The sequence below is a fragment of the Lentibacter sp. genome (genome assembly GCF_965657785.1).
GTDB lineage: Bacteria > Pseudomonadota > Alphaproteobacteria > Rhodobacterales > Rhodobacteraceae > Lentibacter.
Genome location: NZ_CBFHPP010000009.1, coordinates 18,266 through 37,512 on the forward strand (window position 1 = coordinate 18,266; position 19,247 = coordinate 37,512).

A 19,247-nucleotide genomic window follows, 5' to 3' on the forward strand; every position below is an offset into this window, starting at 1 on the left:
CCGCGAAACTCCCTATTCTTGTCGCAACAACCAAGGGGGCAGCCGATGTCAAAGACGATTGACTATGGCACATTGATGCACAACGCCATGCGCAGCCTGATCCGCCGCGTGCTGACAGACGTCGCGCAAAACGGCCTGCCGGGCGCGCATCACTTCTTTATCACCTTTGACACCCGTCACCCCGAGGCAAAGCTCGCCGACTGGCTGCACGAGCGCTACCCCGAAGAAATGACGATTGTCATTCAGCATTGGTTTGATGCGCTTGTTGTCACCGATGAAGGCTTTTCCGTCACGCTGAATTTCGGCGACGCCCCCGAAGCGCTGCAAATCCCCTATGATGCGATCAAAACATTCGTCGACCCCTCTGTCGAATTCGGCCTGCGCTTTGAAGCCAGCGAAGACGACGACTTTGAGGACGAGGATGACGAAGATGAAACCCTCTTCTCAGATCATGACGAAGCCCCCGAAGCGCCCATGGTTGAACAGGCCGAACCGGAAAAGCGACAAGCCGACGTCGTCAGCCTCGATCAGTTTCGCAAGTAAGCAGGCGCTCCTGCGCCCCCGTTAGGGCTATCAGCCATTGCTCCCCTCCCGCGAGAGCGTTAGACCGTTTGCGACAGTTTGCAAAAGGAGCCGAACATGGCCGACACCCGCACAGAAACCGATAGCTTCGGCCCCCTTGAGGTCCCGTCAAACAAATATTGGGGCGCACAGACACAGCGCTCGATCATGAACTTCCCGATCGGCTGGGAAAAGCAGCCTGTTGCCATTGTGCGTGCGCTCGGGGTGATCAAGCAGGCCTGCGCCATGGCCAACCGCGACAGCGGCGCGATCGACAGCAAGCTTGCAGAGGCGATTATCCAAGCCGCAAGCGAAGTGGTGGCTGGCAAATTTGATGACAACTTCCCGCTGGTCGTGTGGCAGACAGGCTCGGGCACGCAGTCCAACATGAACTCAAACGAGGTCATCGCCAACCGCGCCATCGAAATATTGGGCGGAGTCATCGGCTCCAAAGACCCAGTGCACCCCAATGATCACTGCAACATGGGCCAGTCCTCAAACGACACCTTCCCGACAGCCATGCACATCGCCACGGCTATGTCTGTCCATGATGTTCTGCTCCCTGGCCTTGAAAAGCTCGCCTCCGGCCTTGAAGCCAAGGCAGAGGCCTTCAAAGACATCATCAAGATCGGACGCACCCACACCCAAGACGCAACGCCCCTCACGCTCGGCCAGGAGTTCTCAGGCTACGCCCACCAGATCCGCATGGGCATTTCACGCGTTCACGCCGCCCTCCCCGCGATCTATGAGCTGGCCCAAGGTGGCACAGCCGTCGGCACAGGCCTCAATACAAAGCACGGCTGGGGCGAAACCGTTGCCTCCCACATGGCCGATATCACAGGCCTGCCGTTTGTGACCGCACCCAACAAGTTCGAAGCCCTCGCCGCCCATGACGCCATGGTCTTCATGTCAGGGGCGCTGGCGACAATCGCAGGCTCGGCCTACAAAATCGCCAATGACATCCGCTTCCTCGGCTCTGGCCCCCGCTCGGGCCTTGGCGAGCTGATCCTGCCCGAAAACGAGCCAGGCAGCTCGATCATGCCCGGCAAAGTCAATCCGACACAGGCCGAAGCGCTGACACAAGTCGCCGCGCACGTGATGGGCAACGACGCCGCAATCAAATTTGCAGGCTCACAGGGCCATTTCGAGCTCAACGTCTACAACCCGATGATGAGCTACAACCTTTTGCAAAGCATCCAGCTCTTGGGCGACGCCGCCGACAGCTTCACCGAGCGTATGCTCATGGGCATCGAAGCCAACGAGCCACGTATTGAGAAGCTGATGAAAGAAAGCCTGATGCTCGTCACAGCGCTGGCGCCCACCATCGGCTATGACAACGCGACCAAAGTGGCGAAAACAGCCCACAAGAATGGCACGACCCTCAAAGAAGAGGCCATCGCGCTTGGGTTTGTCGACGCCGAGACGTTTGACCGCGTTGTGCGCCCCGAAGATATGATCGGCCCCAAGTGATGGCCGAGCCGGTTAATTTCAACCGGTTTAAAAAAGCAGCGGCGCGGGCCGAAGACAAAGCCCGCGCCGGTGAAAACGTGGTCAAACATGGCCGCACAAAGGCTCAAAAAGAGCTCGAAAAAGCCCGCGCCGCCAAGGCGGCGCGCGATCTGTCCGCCAAAGAGCGCGACAGATGAGCCGTCCCGTGAAGCGCTCGCTTACCCTGCGGGGGCACCGCACCAGCGTCTCTTTAGAGGATGAGTTCTGGCGCGCATTCCGCACCATCGCTGCGCAAAAAAATAAACCTATCAATGAGTTGGCCGCCGAAATTGATGAAGCACGCGGCGTTGAGAGCGGCCTCGCCTCAGCCATTCGGCTTTATATTCTGGCAGAACTTCAGCGTTAAGCGCGTGTTAACCACTCTATGGCTCAATAGGGCCATGCCTGTCCCAGCTCATCTCACCCCTGATCTCTGGATCGAACAGATTTTTAGCTCCCGCGCTGCCGCCAAAGGCGATGTCGTGCGCCGCAAACAACGCGACATCGAACGTCTTGTTGGCATGATACGCTTCAAATACGAGCTGTCGCGCCGTGGCTATACCGCGCTCACGAATGCTGGGGACATCATCATCTTTTGCAATCAAGAGCCGATCAAACGGCTCTGATCCAAAATTTCTTTCCAGAAATTTGCCCCGAAAATTCGAATTTTCTGGGCCGCTCTATCGCTTACTCACCTTCAGCCAGATCCCGTCTTTGGCCCGCACGGTCAGATGCGCAACAGGTTGCGGCTCACGCCCCTCCACCCGCTCAAAGCGAAAGCGCTTCAACAGCATCGACAAAATAAGCGGCCCCTCCACCATAGCAAAGCCCGCCCCCGTGCAGACCCGCGGCCCCGCACTAAAGGGCATATAGGCTTGCCGCGCACAGCTGCGCCCCGCCTCCGTCTGCCAACGCTCTGGCTCAAACGCATCAGGGCGCGCCCAGATCCGCTCATGGCGGTGCAAGTGCCATGGGCTCAGCACAATCTGGCTGCCCGTCTTCACCTTGCGGCCGCGAAACTCATGCGGACAGCCCGCCTCGCGCACCATCATCGGCACAGGTGGATAAAGTCGCAGCGCCTCTCGAAAGACATCGCGGGAGAGCTTCAGCTCCGACATCACCTTAAAATCACATTCCTTTAGCGCAGCCGCTTCTTGCGCAAGCCGCTCCTGCCACTCAGGGTAAAGCGCCAGCAAATAGAGCGTCCACGCCAGCGCCGAGGCGCTCGTCTCATGCCCCGCCAAAAAGAAGATCGCGACCTGATCAACCATCTCTTCAGGCGTAAAGCGCTCCCCCGTCACAGGGTCTGGCGTGGTCATGATCTTGCTCGCCAAATCGTCAGGCGCCGTGCCCGCCGCAATCTCGGCGGCCCGCGCTTGTGTGAGCCGCGCAATCAGGCTGCGAATGCTCTTAGCTGTCTCTCGCGTGCGACGACGGAAGAACCGTGGCATCCAGCGTGGCAGCGGCAGAAACGCCGCTATATTCACAATCGGCTGGCTGCGCTGATAGTCGCGAAACTCATTGAAGACCTCCGCCGCAATCTCGTTTTCAATCGGAATAGAAAACAGCGTGCGAAAAATCACATCCGCTGCCGCATGGCTCGTGACTTCCTCAATCTCGACGACGCCTTCCTCAAGCCGCGCCACACAGGCCTCCGAGGCGGCCCACATCGCCGGAAAAGTATCACGCAGCCGCCCGCCCTCAAAAGCGGGGTCGATGATGCGCCGCTGCCGCTTCCACGTCTCGCCATTGGTCAGAAACACGCTCTCGCCAAGCAAAGGCCGCAGCCCCTCGCTCACCCGCGATGATTTGGGAAAGTCATCAGGCCGCTCTTTCAGCACGATATCAATCAGCTTCGGATCATTGACCATAAACGAGCGAAAGAACGGCGTGCGAAACTCAGCCATCCAAGCCCGATACAGCTTTGCCGGCTGCGCTGACAGAATATCCTGCCGAAAGAGCTTCACATAGCGCCAAAGGCTCACTTTATCAGGCCGCGCAGGCGGCTTTGGCGGCAGGTTCATGGCGCAACACTTCTAAATTTGTTCACAGGCGTCTCGATGCGGCTCTTTGAGGCCCCGCGTGTGCCATAGCGCGCGCCCAATGTCAGTGGCCCCGCCGTGATCTGGAAGTAGTCATAGTCACGCGGGCGATCAAAGGCGCAGAGATACTGAAAATGAAGCCGAAAGAAGCGCCAGCGCAGCTCTTTCCAGCGCGCCGCACTGAGGCTCTGGGTAAAGGCCGCCGAAATCACCAAGGGCCAGCGCTGGCCCTCAGGCGCAACCCCTGACACTTTGACAGGGTCACACAGCGCAAAGGCACAGCCATCGCCAGGCGCTGTCACATCCACCCAGGCCAGCTCCTCTCGCGTGCTCAAATAGGCCAGATCCGCGCGCAAGCGCCATGCCGCGGGCAAAAAAGACACCATGGGCACAACCTGTCCGAGCGACAGAAACGAAAGCTCTGGCCCCGCCTTGGGCACCTGCCCCGCGCGGATGAGGTCCGCCAAAATCGACACCCCGAGATGCGCGCCCGACGAGTGCCCCACCACCAGAACCTCGTCATACTCTTGCGTCAATGCCTCGGAAATTGCCGCGCCAAACGCGGCCATCCGCGCCTCAAGCTCAGGCGGGTTCGCCCCCTTATGGCGCGCCGAATAGGAATAATCATGCATAAGGTAATAGACAAAAAACTTGGCGTCCTGTGTCTTGAACCAGACAAGAAGCCCCCACGCCACAATAAGCCCAAGCAGAAGGCCCGCATAAGGCGCAAGCCCCGCGAGCAGAGGCACCCCACCGAGCAAAAGGCCCACACCCCGCATCACACCCCATGCCGCCCCAAGCGCCAAAAGCGCCTGCACAATCAACATAAGCACAGGGTAAAGCGCCGCAATCACAGGCCCCTTCCTGAGCCGCATGAGTCGCCAAAGCGCCCCCGAACCGATATAGGCCCAAGCCGTGCGCAGCATCGCGCCATAAGTGGCAGGGATCGTATGGCTCATGCTGTCGCGCACAATATCAGACCAGACCAGCGCCTCGACATCGGTCTGCGTCTCTTGCCCGTCCACGGTTGCGCTCACGTGCCAGCCATAGGGGCCCTTGGTCGTCTTGGGGCTGAGGGCAATGTCATAGCCCGAAATCGTCGCTTGCGCGGCGCCTTCCTTTCGGTAAAGCTCGCGGTAGCGGCGCGGATGAATAGGATCATAGCCGGGGATGTAAAACACCCGCCGTCTGCGCACCCATTGCTTCGCGCTGTCTGCCTTACCGCTCATTCTGTCCCCTTTGCCAAAGAGCCTAGCGCAGGTTTTTGGCAAGAGTAAGGCCAAAGCCTTCAGCCAAGCTTTGCCAGCGCGGGGAAGGTTTCAAGCAGCCAATAAGAGAAGTCCGAAAAGCCCCCCGTCAGCATCAAGAGACCCACGGTCCAAAGCAAAAGCCCCATGATGCGCTCGATCTGCGCCATATGGGCCTTCATCCAACCCATCACGCCGCCAAGGCGCGGCAGATAGAGCGCCACCAAAATAAACGGAATACCAAGGCCAATCGCGTAGGTTCCAAGCAGCACAAGCCCCTTGGCAATGCTCGCCTCGCTCGCCGCCAGCGACAGGATCGCGCCAAGCTGCGGCCCGATACAGGGCGTCCAGCCAAAGGCAAACGCAAGGCCGAGCACATAGGCGCCCATCGCGCTGCCGCCCTGATCGCCCACATCAAGCCGCGCCTCGCGGTCCAAAAAGCCGATGCGATAAATCCCGATAAAATGCGCCCCGAAGATCATCACAATGATCCCGGCCACAGTCGAAAACAGATCGCTATAAGACAGCAAGACCCGACCAAGCGCCGAGGCCGCAAAGCCGAGCAGTAAAAACACGGTCGACAACCCCAGCACAAAGAAAAGAGCAGGCACAACGGCGCTGCGCGGCCCTTCCTTGCGGTTGAGATCAGAGACAGACACCCCCGACATATAGGCCAGATAGGGCGGCACAATCGGCAAGACGCAAGGGCTGAGAAACGAGACAAGCCCCGCCATCAGCGCCACGATCATAGCAGGGAGCAGCCCCGCATCTATAATTTCGATTCCAAACATAAAACAGCCTTAGCGCATCACAGAGGCCGCGTCATTGGCACTTTCTGTCACAAGTCTGTGGACAGGCTGAAACATTCGCAATACCTCTGGCATATGAGCGAAACAGTTGATGCCATAGGCCTTCTCTGCCCCCTGCCCGTCTTGCGCCTGCGCAAGCGGATGCGCGCGCTTGCGTCTGGCGAGACGATCACGCTCATAGCCGATGATCCTGCCGCCGTGATTGATGTGCCTCACTTCTGCGCCGAGGCGGGCCATAGCCTTCTGAGCACAGAAGAAGAAAACGGCGCAATGCGTTACACCGTTCAGAAAGCCTAAACCTCCCAAAAGAATACCGCGCCCGAAGGCGCGGCTCTTTATCTTTTTTCTGTCAGAAGAGCTTAGCCCCCCAGCGACCACCAGCCGCGCTTCTTGGGCTTGGGTGGCGTGTCGTCCTTCACCTCAGGCGCAGGTGCTGGCTCAGGAGCCGCCACAGCCTCAGGCACAGCAGCGACCTCGACAACAGGCTCAGGTGTCGCCTCCACAACAGGCTCAGCTGCCGCTACTGGGGCCGCCTCATCCGCCTCAACAGGCTTTTTCTTCGCCCGCGACCGTGTCGTCTTCGGCTTGGCTGGCGCTTTGTCGTCTGCCGCAGCTTCAACACCAGCCTCCGCCTCATCTGCCTTGGGCTTCTTCGCCCGCGTCGATGGCTTGCGTGTGGCTTTCTTGGGCTTCTCCTCGGTTTCAGCTGTTTCCACAGCCTCGACAGCCTCCGCCTTTGCTGCTGTCGCAGGCTTGGCCTCCGCTGGAGTATCCGCCTTCTTCTTGCGCGAACGGCTCACGGTCTTTTTCTTTGGCGCGTCTTCCGCCTCTGCCTCGGCAGGTGCAGCTTCCACCACCTCAGGCGTGGCCTCTAGAGCGCCAGCCTCATCGGCTGCGCCCTCAGACACAGCCTCCGCGTCAGCTGCGCTCTCGCCATTGCCGTTTTCGCCGTTGTTCTCGCCATTGGCGTCGCCGCCATTGCCCTTGCCCCGACGGCGCCGACGACGACGGCGCTTCTTGGGCTTGTCCTCGCCATTGGTCTCAGCGGTCTCTTCCATGGCTTCTGCGGTGACCTCGTCGATCTCGTCTGGCTCTTCGGAGTCAATATCGTCCATCAAAGCAGCCGTGGCCGAAATAGCCGTCGAAGCCACTTCTTTCACAACCCGTGTCGCCGTCTTGAACTTCTCAAGCGTAAAATCAGGGCTGATCAGAGCAGGGTCGCCCTCGATCCGCACAGACATTCCATAGCGCGCCTCAATCTGCGCCACGTGCTCGCGCTTCTGGTTCATCAGGAAATTGGCAATCCCGACAGGGCATTTCACCAAAACTTCCCGCGAGCGGCGGCGTGTGCCCTCTTCCTCGATCTGGCGCAAAACGCTCAGCGCAAGGTTGTCATCCGAGCGGATCAACCCCGTGCCGTGGCAGGTCGAGCACGGCTGCGTCGTCGCCTCGATCATCCCGGGGCGCAAACGCTGACGGCTCATTTCCATCAGGCCAAAGCCCGAAATACGGCCAACCTGAATGCGCGCACGATCAGACTTGAGCCTGTCTTTCATCCGCTTTTCAACCGAGGCATTGTTGCGGCGCTCGTCCATGTCGATGAAGTCGATCACGATCAAACCGGCCAAGTCGCGCAGGCGCAGCTGGCGTGCCACCTCGTCGGCCGCCTCAAGGTTGGTTTTCAAAGCGGTCTCTTCGATGCTGCCTTCTTTGGTCGCACGGCCAGAGTTCACATCCACAGCCACAAGCGCTTCTGTCACGCCAATGACGATATAGCCCCCCGACTTAAGCTGCACCGTGGGGTTAAACATCCCCGCGAGATAGCTCTCGACTTGGAAGCGCGCAAACAGCGGCAGATTGTCTTCATAGCGCTGCACATTCTTGGAGTGCGACGGCATGATCATCTTCATGAAGTCTTTGGCAATGCGGTAGCCGCGCTCGCCTTCGACCAGAACTTCGTCAATCTCGCGGCTGTAAAGGTCGCGGATCGAGCGCTTGATGAGGTCACCTTCCTCATAGATTTTCGCAGGCGCAGTTGATTTGAGCGTCAGCTCGCGAATCTGTTCCCACAAACGCTGCAAATACTCATAGTCGCGCTTGATTTCGGTCTTGGTGCGCTTGGCACCCGCCGTGCGCACAATCAGACCAGCGCCCTTTGGCACTTCGATCTCGGTCGCGATTTCTTTGAGTTTCTTGCGGTCTGCGGGATTTGTGATCTTGCGCGAGATGCCGCCGCCACGAGCGGTATTGGGCATCAAAACGCAGTAGCGACCGGCAAGGCTCAGATAGGTTGTGAGCGCTGCGCCTTTGTTGCCGCGCTCTTCTTTGACCACTTGCACCAGCATAATCTGGCGCACTTTGATCACTTCTTGAATTTTGTAACGGCGCGGGCGCGGCTTGCGGGGCGGGCGAATATCTTCTTCTTCGTCCTCATCAGCCACAGACTCGATGCTTTCGTCCTTTTCCACGGCGTCTTTCTTGCCACGGCGCGAACGGCCCTTAGGGGCCTCTTCATCTTCCTCGGCCTCAACAGCCTCAGCCTCTTCCGCCCCAGCCCCAGCCTCGGCCTCAACAGCGTCCGCCTCTACGGTCTCGGCGGCCTCTTCGTTTGGCTCTTCTACAGGCGTTTCGCCCACAAGCTCCATGGGCGAAAGCCCTTCGGCGGTGTCCTCGCCGTCGCTCTCGCCAAGGTCGATCGTCTCCATACCAGAAACGTCGCCCTCAACTTCGCGTGTTTCCACTGCGTCGTCTGTTTTCGCACGCGCAGCACGCGAGCGGGAGCGGCCGCGCTTGGGCTTGTCCTCATCGTCCTCGTCGCGGGCGCGCTGTGCTTCCACATACGCGCGCTCTTCTTCCATCAGAGCTTCGCGGTCCGCGACCGGGATCTGATAGTAATCAGGGTGAATCTCGTTAAAGGCGAGGAAACCATGACGGTTTCCGCCATAATCCACGAAAGCCGCCTGAAGCGACGGCTCGACCCGTGTTACCTTTGCAAGATAGATGTTGCCAGCAAGCTGCCGGCGGTTCTCGGTTTCAAAGTCAAATTCCTCAACTTTGTTTCCATCAACCACAACAACGCGAGTTTCCTCTGCGTGGGTGGCGTCGATAAGCATTTTCTTAGCCATGAAGTCCATTTGCACGCAAAATCCCTGCACACCCCTCTCGGAGTCACAGGCCTTAAAACGTGTCTATTTCGGGCGATGTCAGACGCGCGTTCAAGAGGGGCGCTTGCGCCCTCTGCTCTCGAACTCAATAGTTTAGCGCGCTTCATCGCGTTTCTTCTCCGACACCTTGCCGCTTGCGCAGACCAAAGTGCCCATTCATTGGCAGACACAAAGGCCCGCCGGTCCGTTTGGCCCCGTTTTCGGGCCAATTCATCCTGCTGGGGAGTGCGCAAGGCGCAGCATCCGAAGCAGATAAACTCCTCAGAGAGCGAAACTCGCAGCTCTGTAACTCTACTTAAGGCCAGCAAGGGTTAAAATACAATGGCTAATCGACGCCAAACCGCGCCAAACCCACCCAAAGGCAAAAAGCCTAGCTCAAATACTCCGAACGCTGCAGCGCATATTTCGCCATCTTCTCGTTCAGCGTGCGCCGCGGCAGGCACAGCTCCTCCATCACAGCGGCAATAGAGCCCTTGTGGCGGCGCATGGTGTTGTCAATCAGCATCCGCTCGAAGGCCTCGACATATTCCTTGAGCGGCTTGCCCTCGGTCGTCATCACAGGCTGCATCTCGTCGTGATCTGCCATCAAAAGCGAGGTGATCGTTCCGGCCCCACGCCGCGACTGAAGCACCGCCCGCTCGGCAATATTGATCAGCTGGCGCACATTTCCGGGCCATGGCGCTTGCAAAAGCTGCGCCGCCTCCTGCGCGCTCACCTTGGGCGCATCGCAGCCGTATTCCTCGGCAAACTCGTCCGAGAGCCGCGTAAACAGCGTCAGGATATCTTCCCCGCGCTGGCGCAAGGGCGGAACCGTGATGCGCAGCGCCGCAAGGCGGTAAAAGAGATCGGCGCGCAGCGCGTCTTCCACAGTGCGGTTCTGCTCCTGCAAGTTCGAGATCGCCACAATCCGCGTTTCAGGCGGGTTGCCCTCCTCATTCATAAAGCTCAGCAAGCGCGCCTGAACCGCGTCAGGCAGTGTCTCGATGTCTTCCAGCACAAGCGTGCCGCCACGCGCCTCCTCTACCGCAGGCAAGCGGCTGTCTTCGGGCTGCATCGGGCCAAAAAGCCGCTTCACAAGCGCCTCTTCTTCCAGAGCCGAACAGCTCACCAAAACAAACTTCTTTCCCGCCCGCGCGCCCACCGCGTGCAAGGCATGGGCCACAAGCGTTTTGCCCGTGCCCGTCTCACCGTCAATCAACACGTGCCCGTCAGCCTGCCCCAGATCGAGAATATCTTCCTTAAGCCGCGCCATAATCGGGCTGGCCCCGATCAGCTTTTTCATCAGCTGCCCGCCTTCAGACAGCTCGCGCCGCAACGCGCGGTTGTCCAGCGTCAGACGGCGCGCATTCGCGGCCTTCTTGGCCAGCTCGGTCATACGGTCAGGGTTGAACGGCTTTTCAAGAAAATCAAACGCCCCCACGCGCATCGCCTCCACAGCCATCGGCACATCGCCGTGCCCCGTGATCATGATCACAGGCAAAGCAGAATCCGCCCCCATCAGCTTTTTGAGAAACTGCATCCCGTCCATGCCAGGCATCTTGATGTCAGAGATCACAATCCCCGGATAATCCGCGCCCAACTCCTTGAGCGCGTCCTCCGCGCTCGCAAAGGTCTGGGTGTCATAACCCGATAGCGCGAGCCACTGGCTAATCGACTGGCGCATATCCTGCTCGTCATCCACAATCGCAATCTTCATAGCCTTGGCCATCACTCGTCTCTCTTTCCCTACTCTGCAGCTTCAGAGCTGCTGTCTTCCAAGATAGGCAGTTGCATTTCAAAAACAGCCCCCCCCGCCATCGCATTGCGCGCCGTCAACCGCCCGCCAAGGTCGTTTACAATGCCTGACGAAATCGCAAGCCCAAGCCCCACGCCCTCGCCGGGCTGCTTGGTGGTGTAAAACGGCTCAAACAGCGCATCCAGATTTTCGATCCCCTCGCCATTGTCGCGCACAGAAAGCGTCGCCGTTTCCCCCGCCGTCAACATCAGCTCGATTTCGGGCTCCTGCACCAGCTTGGTGGCGTCCAGAGCGTTGCGAATGAGGTTCACCATGACCTGCTCAATGCGCACCCGATCGCCCATCACCATCACAGGCCACTTGGGCACAACACGGTCGATCTTGACATGGCGAAGCTTGAGCTGCGGCTCCATCATAGACAAAGCCGATGTCAGCGCATCACCCATGTTTATCGGGCTCAGCTCGTCCTGCCCCTTGCGCGCATAGCTCTTGAGCTGCTTGGTGATCGTGCCCATCCGCTCAATCAGATCATCAATCCGGTGAAAAGATGACAAAGCCTCGTCAGGGCGGTTGCGCTGAAGCAAAAGCCGCGAGCCGGCCAGATAGGTCTTCATCGCTGCCAAAGGCTGGTTCAGCTCGTGGCTCACAGCCGCCGACATCTCGCCCAAAGCCGCCAGCTTGGAGCTCTGCGCAAGGCTCTGTTCGGCGGTCCTGAGCGCGCCCTGCATCTTCTCGCGCTCGGCAATTTCCCGCTGCAAGCGCACGTTCAGCTGGCGAAGCTCCGCCGACTCGCGCTGAAACAGCGCCATCCGCAAGGCCGACTTACGGCTGAGAAGGTAAAACACCAGCGACAGCAAAATCGCAAAAACCATAATCTCGAGCGCCAGAACCCCGTTCACCCGCTCGCGCACACTCGCATAGGTCGTAAAGGAGGTGATCTTCCAGCCCCGAAACGGCACCCGCATCTCCTTGCGCATCACGCCCTCGCCCTGCACATAGGCGTCAGGCGGCAAAGAGGTCCAGTTTTGCGTGGCGCGGATCGCCCGCTCAATGGCGCTGTCTGCGGACTCGCGCCCAAGCGCTTCATCTTCCTGCAAGCCCCGCCAGCGCGGCTCGGTGGCAAGAACAATCGTGCCCTCGCTGTTGGTCACAAGAACAGCGTCCGAAATACCGGCCCACGCCCGTTCAAACTTGGCCAGATCAACCTCAACCACAATCACCCCGATGGTCTCGGACTGGCTCGTCACACGGCGCGCATAAACAAAGCGGTAGCCGCCGCTCTCGCGCGGCACCGTGGAAAAGATCGTGTTGGGCGAGCGCAGCGCTTCGATAAAGTAGCTATGCTCGCGATGTGGCTCCCCAAGCCGCGCACGGTCGGTCGCCGCCACAGTCCGCCCGCTGGCATCCAGCAAAATAAGCGAGGCCGCGCCGATCTCTTCAACAAAAGAGATAAGCCGCTGGGTCGATTGACTAAAATCGCCCGAGTTCAGCGCCCCGATCAAAGCAGGGTCGCGGCTCAAAAGCTGCGGCACAATCGAGTTGCGCTTCAGCTCCGAGATCAAATTGCCCGAATAAAGAGTCAGCCTGAGTTCGGCGCGGTTGCGGGTGTTTTCGGTAAACCGCTCGGTCAAAAAGCGGTTGGTGACCGATATAGTGAGCACCGCCAAGAGCAAAAGCACGACAAATACCGCCCGCAAGCGCCAGCTTTTGGTGCGCGGGCGCTCGTCTGGCGAGGGGTCAACAATCAGGCTCATGCCGTCAAATTAGCGGGGCTTTCTGCCCCTCACAAGCGCACAGATCTCAGGCAAGCGCCATTTGGCTCATGAGGCTGGCAAACATCGCTTTGCCGTCGGTTCCGCCGTGGCTTGGCTCGGCCATCCGCTCGGGGTGCGGCATCATTCCCAGCACGCGTCGGTTGCGGCTCACAACCCCCGCAATATCGGCCACAGAGCCGTTGGGGTTGTCGACATAGGTAAAGGCAATGCGCCCCTCGCCCTGAAGCTCGGCGAGCTTGGCGTCATCGACATAGTAATTGCCGTCATGATGCGCGATCGGCACGGTGATCACCTGCCCCGCCTCATAGCCGCTGGTATAGGCCGTATCCACCGCCTCGGCGCGCAGCGCGATCGGTTTGCAAATATACTTCAGCCCCGCATTGCGCCGCAGCGCGCCCGGCAAAAGGCCGGTTTCGGTCAGAACCTGAAACCCGTTGCAAATCCCGAGCGCATAGCCGCCGCGCTCGACATGGGCCTTCAGCTCGCCACAGATCGGCGAATTGGCCGCAATCGCGCCACAGCGCAGATAATCCCCAAATGAGAAGCCCCCCGGAACAGCCACAAGATCAATGCCTTCAGGCAAGGCCGTGTCCTTGTGCCAGACCATTTTCACATCGGCCCCCGCCTTTTCCAAGGCCACAGCCAAATCACGGTCACAGTTTGATCCGGGGAAGACAATCACAGCGGCTTTCATGGGGTTCTCCTTGGCGTTTCAGCTCTCAAAATCGGTTATTACAGCCACACCCGCAGGCGCAGCATGGTCAAAAGCGGCAAGCTCGCGGGTCGCCTCACTCAGGGCAATACGGCGGGTGACAAGCGGCGATAGATCAACCTGCCCCGCCTCCATCAAGCTCAAAAGACTTGGGTAACGGTGCGCAGGCATCCCACGGGTGCCATAAATCGCAAGCTGCCCCGAATAGACCACATCCATCGGAATCGGCATCACAGCGTGATCCCCCGCAGGCATCCCGACCTGAACCATACGACCGAGCTTTTTCAAGGACTTCAGCGCGCCAACCGTGGTCGCCTCAACTCCAAGCGCCTCAATGGCAAGGTCCGCGCCGCCGCCCGTGGCCGCGCGCACAGCTTCTGCAGCGTTGCCCTCGGCCGCGTTAATCACAACATCCGCCCCAAGGCGCTTCGCATAGGCGAGCTTCTCGGGCACAATATCGACAACAGCGACCCGCGCGCCGAGGGCGCGGCCCAGCATCAAAGCCGAAAGCCCGACACCGCCGCCGCCAAACACAGCCAGCCACTCGCCCGCCCGCAACGCGGCGCGCCCTGTCAAAGCGTGCCACGCGGTCGTCACGCGGCAGCCAAGCCCCGCCGCCAGATCAGGCGCAATGCTCTCCGGCAAAGCCGTCAGATTGGCATCGGCATAAGGCACAGCGATATACTCGGCAAAAGCGCCCGCATGGGTAAAACCCGGCACAGCCTGTGTGGCGCAGATGGTCTGGTTGCCAGACTGACAGTCGCCACAGCGCCCGCAGGCCAGAATAAACGGCGCAATCACACGCTGGCCAACCTGCCACCCCGTGACACCCGCGCCCACCGCGACAATCTCGCCGCAATACTCATGTCCCGGAATATGGGGCAGCGCCACATCAGGGTCCGCCCCGACCCAAGCGTGCCAGTCAGAGCGACAGACACCACAAGCCAGCACCCTGAGCACAACACCGCCCACTGGCGGTGTCGGGTCGTCCAGACGGACGATCTCAAGCGGCGCGCGCCATGTGGTGATCTGCGCGGCGCGCATCAGCCAAGCTCGATTGTGTAGCTCTCGATCACAGTGTTCGCGAGCAGCTTTTCGCACATCTCGGTGACAGTGGCCTCAGAGGTGCCCTCGGCCAGATCAAGCTCGATCACCTTGCCTTGACGCACGCCCTCGACACCATCAAATCCAAGCGCCCCAAGCGCATGGCGCACGGCCTCGCCCTGAGGGTCCAGAACCCCGTTCTTCAGCATAACTTGCACACGCGCTTTCATGGCTCTCTCCGTTTTCATTCATCATCTGCCAAGAGTTTATCTTGGCTTATCAATATTTTGAAGGCGTTAGTTAATCAACGTCGGCTTCATCGGGGTCGCCCCCTTTGGCATCACGCCGAGCCGTCGCGCCACTTCGCTATAGGCGTCTGTCAGGCTGCCAAGATCGCGGCGGAACACGTCCTTATCCAGCTTCTGGCCGGTTTCCAGATCCCACAGACGGCAGCTGTCAGGGCTGATCTCATCGGCCACCAACAAGCGCATAAAATCGCCCTCATAGACACGGCCGATCTCGATCTTGAAGTCCACAAGCTTGATCCCGACGCCAAACATCACGCCCGACAAAAAGTCGTTCACCCGCAGCGCAAGGCTCAGGATATCTTCCATATCTTGCTGGCTGGCCCAGCCAAAGGCGGCAATATGCTCCTCCGACACAAGCGGGTCGCCCAGAGCATCGTCCTTGTAGCAATATTCCACAATCGGGCGTGGCAGCGGCGTGCCCTCTTCAATCCCGAGGCGCTTGGCCATGGAGCCTGCCGCAAAATTGCGCACAATCACTTCCAGCGGAATAATCTCGCAGGCCCGCACAAGCTGCTCACGCATATTCAAACGGCGGATAAAATGGTTCGGAACGCCAATTTGCGTCAAACCGTTCATAAAATATTCCGAGAGCATATTGTTCAAAACGCCCTTACCTTCGATCACATCCCGCTTTTCCGCGTTGAAGGCCGTGGCATCGTCCTTGAAATACTGCACTATCGTGCCTGGCTCTGGCCCTTCAAACAGGGTTTTTGCCTTGCCTTCGTAGATTTTCTTGCGGCGTGCCATCGGGGCTCCAATCTCGCGCTATAGGTGAGTCTGCTTGCTTGACTGTCTCTTATGGCAAAGGGCTGATTGTCGCAAGCCGCGCCATGAGGGCTTGTGCTCTCCCGCGACGAATTGCATATTTTTGGGGTAAGTTTAACACTGTTCGGAGACACGCCCATGTCCACATTTGACGATCGCGAAAACGCCTTTGAAAACAAATTCGCCCATGACGAAGCCATGAAATTCAAAGCAGAAGCCCGCACAAACAAGCTCCTCGGCCTCTGGGCTGCCGAGCTTCTGGGCAAATCAGGCGATGACGCCGCCGCCTATGCGGCCGACGTCGTGAAAGCCGATTTTGAAGAAGCAGGGCATGAAGATGTGGTCCGCAAGGTCGCCGCCGACCTTGGCGAAATGGCCGATGCCGACACCATCCGCGCCAAGCGCGCCGAGCTGAGCGTTCTGGCCAAAACCCAAGTGATGACAGAAGCCGGCTAAGCCTCGCCCTACATGAGCGTTCAAGCGCCGTCCCTTCGGGGGCGGCGCTTTTTTGGGGCGTATTTTAACTGTTAACGGCAAACTCACAGACCTCTGTCAAAAGGGAGCCAGCTCCTTTAGCAGATGCGCCCTGAGGTCCTATGTTGAAATTTTCCGCTCCCCCGTCTGGCGCGCCTGCCTTGCCCAAGCTGACGCCCCTCAAGGCGCTCTTGCCGCTCGTGATCGCGTCGGTTTGCCTCTGGCTCCTCCTTAACAAACTGCAAACGCTTGATCTCACCCTCCTTCAAAGCGCCCTGTCCTCGATTTCGCCTGTCGCCTGGGCGCTCGCAGCCCTCGCCACTGTCGCTAGCTTTTGGGCCGTGGGGCGCTATGACACTGTGCTCCATCGGCATTTTGACACAGGCGTGCCCACGCCTCTCACCGTGCAAAGCGGCGTGGCCGCCATCGCTTTGAGCCAAACGCTCGGCTTTGGCCTCGTCATAGGCAGCTTGGTGCGCTTGCAGCGCCTGCCAGCGCTGGGGGTGCAGCGCGCTGTCGCAATCACAGTGCTCTGCGCTCTTTCCTTTGGTGCAGCCCTCGCCACACTCATCGCGCTCTGCTCGCTCCTGACGCAGGGCCGCGCTGCAGCGCCTTGGGCTCTGCCCCTGCTGGGCGCGCTCCTTGTCCTGCCGCTCGCATCCCTGCTCTGGCCGAGGCTGCGCCTGCCCTCCCTGCCTGCCATGGGCGCTCTCTTGCTGCTCACCTGCCTTGATACGCTCTTCGCGGCGCTCGCATTTATGTTTCTCTTACCCGACCTCTCAGGCATCAACCTGCTGGCCTTTTATGCCGCCTTCCTGACAGCCTTTGGCGCAGGTCTGCTATCGGGCGCCCCCGCAGGCGCTGGCGCATTCGAGCTGAGCTTGCTGGCGCTCCTGCCCGCCCTGCCCGAGGCCGAGCTTGTGGCGGGGCTGATCGGTTTTCGCCTGATTTATTATGCCTTGCCCGCGCTTTTCGCCGCCTGCCTTCTGCTCAAAAAGCCGCCCGCAGCGCCCCCCGCCGAAAGAGCGCTGCACCGAGCCACGCCACCAACCATTGCGCCGCGCCTTCTGGCCCATGCGCGGCGCGCCGAGCTTGGCGTTACCCGCCAAAACGGCGCCACTCTGCTCACCCACGGCGACGCCGCCCTCTGCGCCATCGCCACACCCCAGACCCTCACCGCGCTGTTTGATCCGGCCCACGGCAGCTTTGACACGCTGCTGCCCGCGCTTGTCGCCCGTGCGCGCCTCGGCAACCGTGTTCCAGCCGTCTACAAATGCAGCCAGACCAGCGCCACCGCCCTGCGCCGCGCAGGCTTTGTGCTTCTGCACATCGCCAATGAAGCCCGCATTGATGTCAAACGGTTTGACACCGCCGCGCCCGCCCACCGCCAACTGCGGCGCAAGCTGCGCAAAGCGGCCTCGGCGGGTGTCACAGTCCGCTGCTCTGCCCGTTTGCCCCTCGCCGAAATGCACCGCGTCGATGCGGCATGGAGCGCCCGTCACAAAGCTGCGCGGGGGTTCTCCATGGGCCGTTTTTGCCCTGACTACCTCGCAAAACAGCGCGTCTATCTGGCCTATCACAAGGGCGCACTCGTCGCCTTCGTCAGCTTTCACCTCTCCGCCCACGAGCTCTGCCTTGACCTGATGCGCTCCACCGATGACGCCCCCGACGGGACAATGCACAGCCTGATCACCCAAGCCATCCACGAGGCCGCCGCCACAGGCCGTCAAAGCCTCTCGCTCGCCGCCTTGCCCGCGCTGCACCACGCGGGGCCGCTGGCGGCCCTGCTGTCCCGCCTCTCCGGAGCCGCAGGCCTTGGCCAGTTCAAAGCCTGCTTCGCGCCGCGTCTGGCTCCCCTCTACATGGCCGCGCCAAGCCGTCTGGGCCTTGGCCTCGCCCTTCTAGATCTCACGCTCAGCATTCACCGCCCCGGCTTCAAGCCCAACTCATAATCTTCATGTCTATTATGAATTTGCCTAAAGTCCCGACCTGTGCGAAGGCAGCGCAAACCCATATAAGGTAGCCCAACCATGACATCCCCCCTTGAAACGCTCCTCGCCTCCCGCGACTGGCTCCTCGCCGACGGCGCAACTGGCACAAATCTGTTCAATATGGGGCTCGGCGCAGGCGATCCACCCGAATTCTGGAACGTCGATGAACCCGCCAAAATCACAGCGCTCTACAAATCCGCCGTCGATGCCGGCTCCGATCTCTTCCTGACAAACTCCTTCGGCGGCAATGCCGCCCGCCTCAAACTCCACAATGCCGCCAAACGCGCCCGCGAGCTGTCGCGCATCTCTGCCGAAATCGGCCGCAATGTCGCCGACCGCGCCGATCATACCGTGATCGTCGCAGGCTCCGTCGGCCCCACAGGCGAGATCATGGCGCCGATGGGCCAGCTCACCCACGCAATCGCCGTCGAGATGTTTCACGAGCAAGCCGAAGGCCTCAAAGAGGGCGGTGCCGATGTGCTCTGGCTCGAAACCATTTCTGCACCCGAAGAATATATCGCCGCCGCCGAAGCCTTCAAGCTCGCGGATATGCCGTGGTGCGGCACCATGAGCTTTGACACCGCAGGCCGCACCATGATGGGCATGACAAGTGCCGCCATGGTCGCCATGGTCGAAAAACTCGATCACAAGCCTCTCGCCTTCGGCGCCAATTGCGGCGTCGGCGCCTCCGATATGCTGCGCACGGTGCAGGGTTTTGCCGCCCAAGGCACAGAGCGCCCGATCATTGCCAAGGGCAACGCAGGCATCCCCAAATATGTCGATGGCCACATCCATTACGATGGCACGCCCGCGCTCATGGCCGACTATGCCGTCCTCGCCCGCGACAGCGGCGCACGGATCATTGGCGGCTGCTGCGGCACCATGCCAGAGCACCTGCGCATGATGCGTGAAGCCCTTGAAACAAGACCAAAAAGCGACAAACCCAGCCTCGAAGAGATCACCGCCCGCCTCGGGGCTTTCTCCTCGGCCAGCGACGGCACAGGCGACAACGAACCCAGCAGCACACGCAGCAACCGCCGCCGCCGCGCCTGACCCGTCTCTGCGGCGCAGCATGGATTTGCTGCGCTGCTATTTGCGACATTCGTGCAGTTGGTCGGCAAAAGTCTCGCGT

The 19,247-nt window shown here is 60.1% G+C and carries 19 protein-coding genes; 9 read left to right on the forward strand and 10 right to left on the reverse strand.

Going from position 1 to position 19,247, the window contains the following annotated elements; translation table 11 throughout:
• The first annotated feature begins 45 nt into the window (after positions 1 to 45).
• The 5 genes from ACTF58_RS07200 (at position 46) to ACTF58_RS07220 (ending at position 2,675) form a co-directional block, all read left to right on the forward strand.
• Positions 46 to 543, forward strand: coding sequence for an SspB family protein (locus ACTF58_RS07200; RefSeq protein WP_438991296.1), 498 nt, complete (start codon positions 46 to 48; stop codon positions 541 to 543).
• A gap of 96 nt (positions 544 to 639) precedes the next feature.
• Positions 640 to 2,031, forward strand: a complete 1,392-nt coding sequence (gene fumC / locus ACTF58_RS07205; protein ID WP_438991297.1) for a class II fumarate hydratase — start codon at positions 640 to 642, stop codon at positions 2,029 to 2,031.
• A complete protein-coding gene (locus tag ACTF58_RS07210) occupies positions 2,031 to 2,207 on the forward strand; it encodes a DUF4169 family protein (RefSeq protein WP_438991298.1) in 177 nt (58 codons plus the stop codon). Before fumC ends, ACTF58_RS07210 begins: the two co-directional genes overlap by 1 nt.
• Entirely contained in the window at positions 2,204 to 2,416 is a 213-nt protein-coding gene (locus ACTF58_RS07215; protein ID WP_438991299.1) for a ribbon-helix-helix domain-containing protein, read from the forward strand. Before ACTF58_RS07210 ends, ACTF58_RS07215 begins: the two co-directional genes overlap by 4 nt.
• Positions 2,417 to 2,450: 34 nt before the next feature.
• A complete protein-coding gene (locus ACTF58_RS07220; protein WP_438991300.1) occupies positions 2,451 to 2,675 on the forward strand; it encodes an N-(5'-phosphoribosyl)anthranilate isomerase in 225 nt (74 codons plus the stop codon).
• Positions 2,676 to 2,729: 54 nt separating this feature from the next.
• Here ACTF58_RS07220 and ACTF58_RS07225 read toward each other — a convergent pair whose 3' ends face one another.
• From ACTF58_RS07225 to ACTF58_RS07235, 3 genes are read right to left on the reverse strand one after another with little or no spacing between them, the layout of a single operon-like run.
• Positions 2,730 to 4,073 carry a cytochrome P450 gene (locus tag ACTF58_RS07225; protein WP_438991301.1) on the reverse strand — a complete coding sequence of 448 codons (1,344 nt, stop codon included), beginning with the start codon at positions 4,071 to 4,073 and terminating at the stop codon, positions 2,730 to 2,732.
• Positions 4,070 to 5,320: a hypothetical protein gene (locus ACTF58_RS07230; RefSeq protein WP_438991302.1), complete on the reverse strand. Its 1,251-nt coding sequence runs from the start codon at positions 5,318 to 5,320 to the stop codon at positions 4,070 to 4,072. Before ACTF58_RS07230 ends, ACTF58_RS07225 begins: the two co-directional genes overlap by 4 nt.
• A 59-nt stretch (positions 5,321 to 5,379) precedes the next feature.
• A complete protein-coding gene (locus tag ACTF58_RS07235) occupies positions 5,380 to 6,129 on the reverse strand; it encodes a cytochrome c biogenesis CcdA family protein (RefSeq protein WP_438991303.1) in 750 nt (249 codons plus the stop codon).
• A 93-nt stretch (positions 6,130 to 6,222) separates the two neighbouring features.
• On the opposite strand from ACTF58_RS07235, the gene ACTF58_RS07240 reads away from it, so the two are divergent.
• Positions 6,223 to 6,444: a sulfurtransferase TusA family protein gene (locus tag ACTF58_RS07240; RefSeq protein WP_438991304.1), complete on the forward strand. Its 222-nt coding sequence runs from the start codon at positions 6,223 to 6,225 to the stop codon at positions 6,442 to 6,444.
• A 62-nt stretch (positions 6,445 to 6,506) separates the two neighbouring features.
• Here ACTF58_RS07240 and ACTF58_RS07245 read toward each other — a convergent pair whose 3' ends face one another.
• The 7 genes from ACTF58_RS07245 to purC form a co-directional block, all read right to left on the reverse strand.
• Positions 6,507 to 9,272, reverse strand: a complete 2,766-nt coding sequence (locus tag ACTF58_RS07245) for an Rne/Rng family ribonuclease (RefSeq protein WP_438991305.1) — start codon at positions 9,270 to 9,272, stop codon at positions 6,507 to 6,509.
• Between the two features lie 409 nt (positions 9,273 to 9,681).
• Entirely contained in the window at positions 9,682 to 11,019 is a 1,338-nt protein-coding gene (locus ACTF58_RS07250) for a sigma-54-dependent transcriptional regulator (protein ID WP_438991306.1), read from the reverse strand.
• Positions 11,020 to 11,036: 17 nt separating this feature from the next.
• Complete coding sequence (locus ACTF58_RS07255) at positions 11,037 to 12,800, reverse strand: sensor histidine kinase (RefSeq protein ID WP_438991307.1); 1,764 nt, start codon at positions 12,798 to 12,800, stop codon at positions 11,037 to 11,039.
• A 46-nt stretch (positions 12,801 to 12,846) separates the two neighbouring features.
• Positions 12,847 to 13,515: a phosphoribosylformylglycinamidine synthase subunit PurQ gene (gene purQ / locus ACTF58_RS07260; RefSeq protein ID WP_438991308.1), complete on the reverse strand. Its 669-nt coding sequence runs from the start codon at positions 13,513 to 13,515 to the stop codon at positions 12,847 to 12,849.
• 18 nt (positions 13,516 to 13,533) lie between these two features.
• Entirely contained in the window at positions 13,534 to 14,577 is a 1,044-nt protein-coding gene (locus ACTF58_RS07265; protein WP_438991309.1) for a zinc-dependent alcohol dehydrogenase family protein, read from the reverse strand.
• A complete protein-coding gene (gene purS, locus ACTF58_RS07270; RefSeq protein WP_298805027.1) occupies positions 14,577 to 14,807 on the reverse strand; it encodes a phosphoribosylformylglycinamidine synthase subunit PurS in 231 nt (76 codons plus the stop codon). Before purS ends, ACTF58_RS07265 begins: the two co-directional genes overlap by 1 nt.
• A gap of 66 nt (positions 14,808 to 14,873) precedes the next feature.
• Positions 14,874 to 15,632, reverse strand: a complete 759-nt coding sequence (purC, locus tag ACTF58_RS07275; protein ID WP_438991310.1) for a phosphoribosylaminoimidazolesuccinocarboxamide synthase — start codon at positions 15,630 to 15,632, stop codon at positions 14,874 to 14,876.
• A 156-nt stretch (positions 15,633 to 15,788) separates the two neighbouring features.
• Between purC and ACTF58_RS07280 the strand changes: the two genes are divergently transcribed.
• The 3 genes from ACTF58_RS07280 (at position 15,789) to bmt (ending at position 19,168) form a co-directional block, all read left to right on the forward strand.
• A complete protein-coding gene (locus tag ACTF58_RS07280) occupies positions 15,789 to 16,106 on the forward strand; it encodes a DUF1476 domain-containing protein (RefSeq protein WP_438991311.1) in 318 nt (105 codons plus the stop codon).
• A 140-nt stretch (positions 16,107 to 16,246) separates the two neighbouring features.
• Positions 16,247 to 18,076 (forward strand): phosphatidylglycerol lysyltransferase domain-containing protein, encoded by a 1,830-nt coding sequence (locus tag ACTF58_RS07285; RefSeq protein ID WP_438991312.1) that lies wholly within the window; start codon positions 16,247 to 16,249, stop codon positions 18,074 to 18,076.
• A 78-nt stretch (positions 18,077 to 18,154) separates the two neighbouring features.
• Positions 18,155 to 19,168 (forward strand): betaine--homocysteine S-methyltransferase, encoded by a 1,014-nt coding sequence (bmt, locus tag ACTF58_RS07290; RefSeq protein ID WP_438991313.1) that lies wholly within the window; start codon positions 18,155 to 18,157, stop codon positions 19,166 to 19,168.
• Positions 19,169 to 19,247: the final 79 nt, after the last annotated feature.

Excerpts from the sequence above, each read along its gene's own strand:
- ACTF58_RS07200 (WP_438991296.1), top strand. The coding sequence starts at position 46 with ATGTCAAAGACGATTGACTATGGCACATTGATGCACAACGCCATGCGC.
- fumC (WP_438991297.1), top strand. The coding sequence starts at position 640 with ATGGCCGACACCCGCACAGAAACCGATAGCTTCGGCCCCCTTGAGGTC.
- ACTF58_RS07210 (WP_438991298.1), top strand. The coding sequence starts at position 2,031 with ATGGCCGAGCCGGTTAATTTCAACCGGTTTAAAAAAGCAGCGGCGCGG.
- ACTF58_RS07215 (WP_438991299.1), top strand. The coding sequence starts at position 2,204 with ATGAGCCGTCCCGTGAAGCGCTCGCTTACCCTGCGGGGGCACCGCACC.
- ACTF58_RS07220 (WP_438991300.1), top strand. The coding sequence starts at position 2,451 with ATGCCTGTCCCAGCTCATCTCACCCCTGATCTCTGGATCGAACAGATT.
- ACTF58_RS07225 (WP_438991301.1), bottom strand. The coding sequence starts at position 4,073 with ATGAACCTGCCGCCAAAGCCGCCTGCGCGGCCTGATAAAGTGAGCCTT.
- ACTF58_RS07230 (WP_438991302.1), bottom strand. The coding sequence starts at position 5,320 with ATGAGCGGTAAGGCAGACAGCGCGAAGCAATGGGTGCGCAGACGGCGG.
- ACTF58_RS07235 (WP_438991303.1), bottom strand. The coding sequence starts at position 6,129 with ATGTTTGGAATCGAAATTATAGATGCGGGGCTGCTCCCTGCTATGATC.
- ACTF58_RS07240 (WP_438991304.1), top strand. The coding sequence starts at position 6,223 with ATGAGCGAAACAGTTGATGCCATAGGCCTTCTCTGCCCCCTGCCCGTC.
- ACTF58_RS07245 (WP_438991305.1), bottom strand. The coding sequence starts at position 9,272 with ATGGCTAAGAAAATGCTTATCGACGCCACCCACGCAGAGGAAACTCGC.
- ACTF58_RS07250 (WP_438991306.1), bottom strand. The coding sequence starts at position 11,019 with ATGGCCAAGGCTATGAAGATTGCGATTGTGGATGACGAGCAGGATATG.
- ACTF58_RS07255 (WP_438991307.1), bottom strand. The coding sequence starts at position 12,800 with ATGAGCCTGATTGTTGACCCCTCGCCAGACGAGCGCCCGCGCACCAAA.
- purQ (WP_438991308.1), bottom strand. The coding sequence starts at position 13,515 with ATGAAAGCCGCTGTGATTGTCTTCCCCGGATCAAACTGTGACCGTGAT.
- ACTF58_RS07265 (WP_438991309.1), bottom strand. The coding sequence starts at position 14,577 with ATGCGCGCCGCGCAGATCACCACATGGCGCGCGCCGCTTGAGATCGTC.
- purS (WP_298805027.1), bottom strand. The coding sequence starts at position 14,807 with ATGAAAGCGCGTGTGCAAGTTATGCTGAAGAACGGGGTTCTGGACCCT.
- purC (WP_438991310.1), bottom strand. The coding sequence starts at position 15,632 with ATGGCACGCCGCAAGAAAATCTACGAAGGCAAGGCAAAAACCCTGTTT.
- ACTF58_RS07280 (WP_438991311.1), top strand. The coding sequence starts at position 15,789 with ATGTCCACATTTGACGATCGCGAAAACGCCTTTGAAAACAAATTCGCC.
- ACTF58_RS07285 (WP_438991312.1), top strand. The coding sequence starts at position 16,247 with ATGTTGAAATTTTCCGCTCCCCCGTCTGGCGCGCCTGCCTTGCCCAAG.
- bmt (WP_438991313.1), top strand. The coding sequence starts at position 18,155 with ATGACATCCCCCCTTGAAACGCTCCTCGCCTCCCGCGACTGGCTCCTC.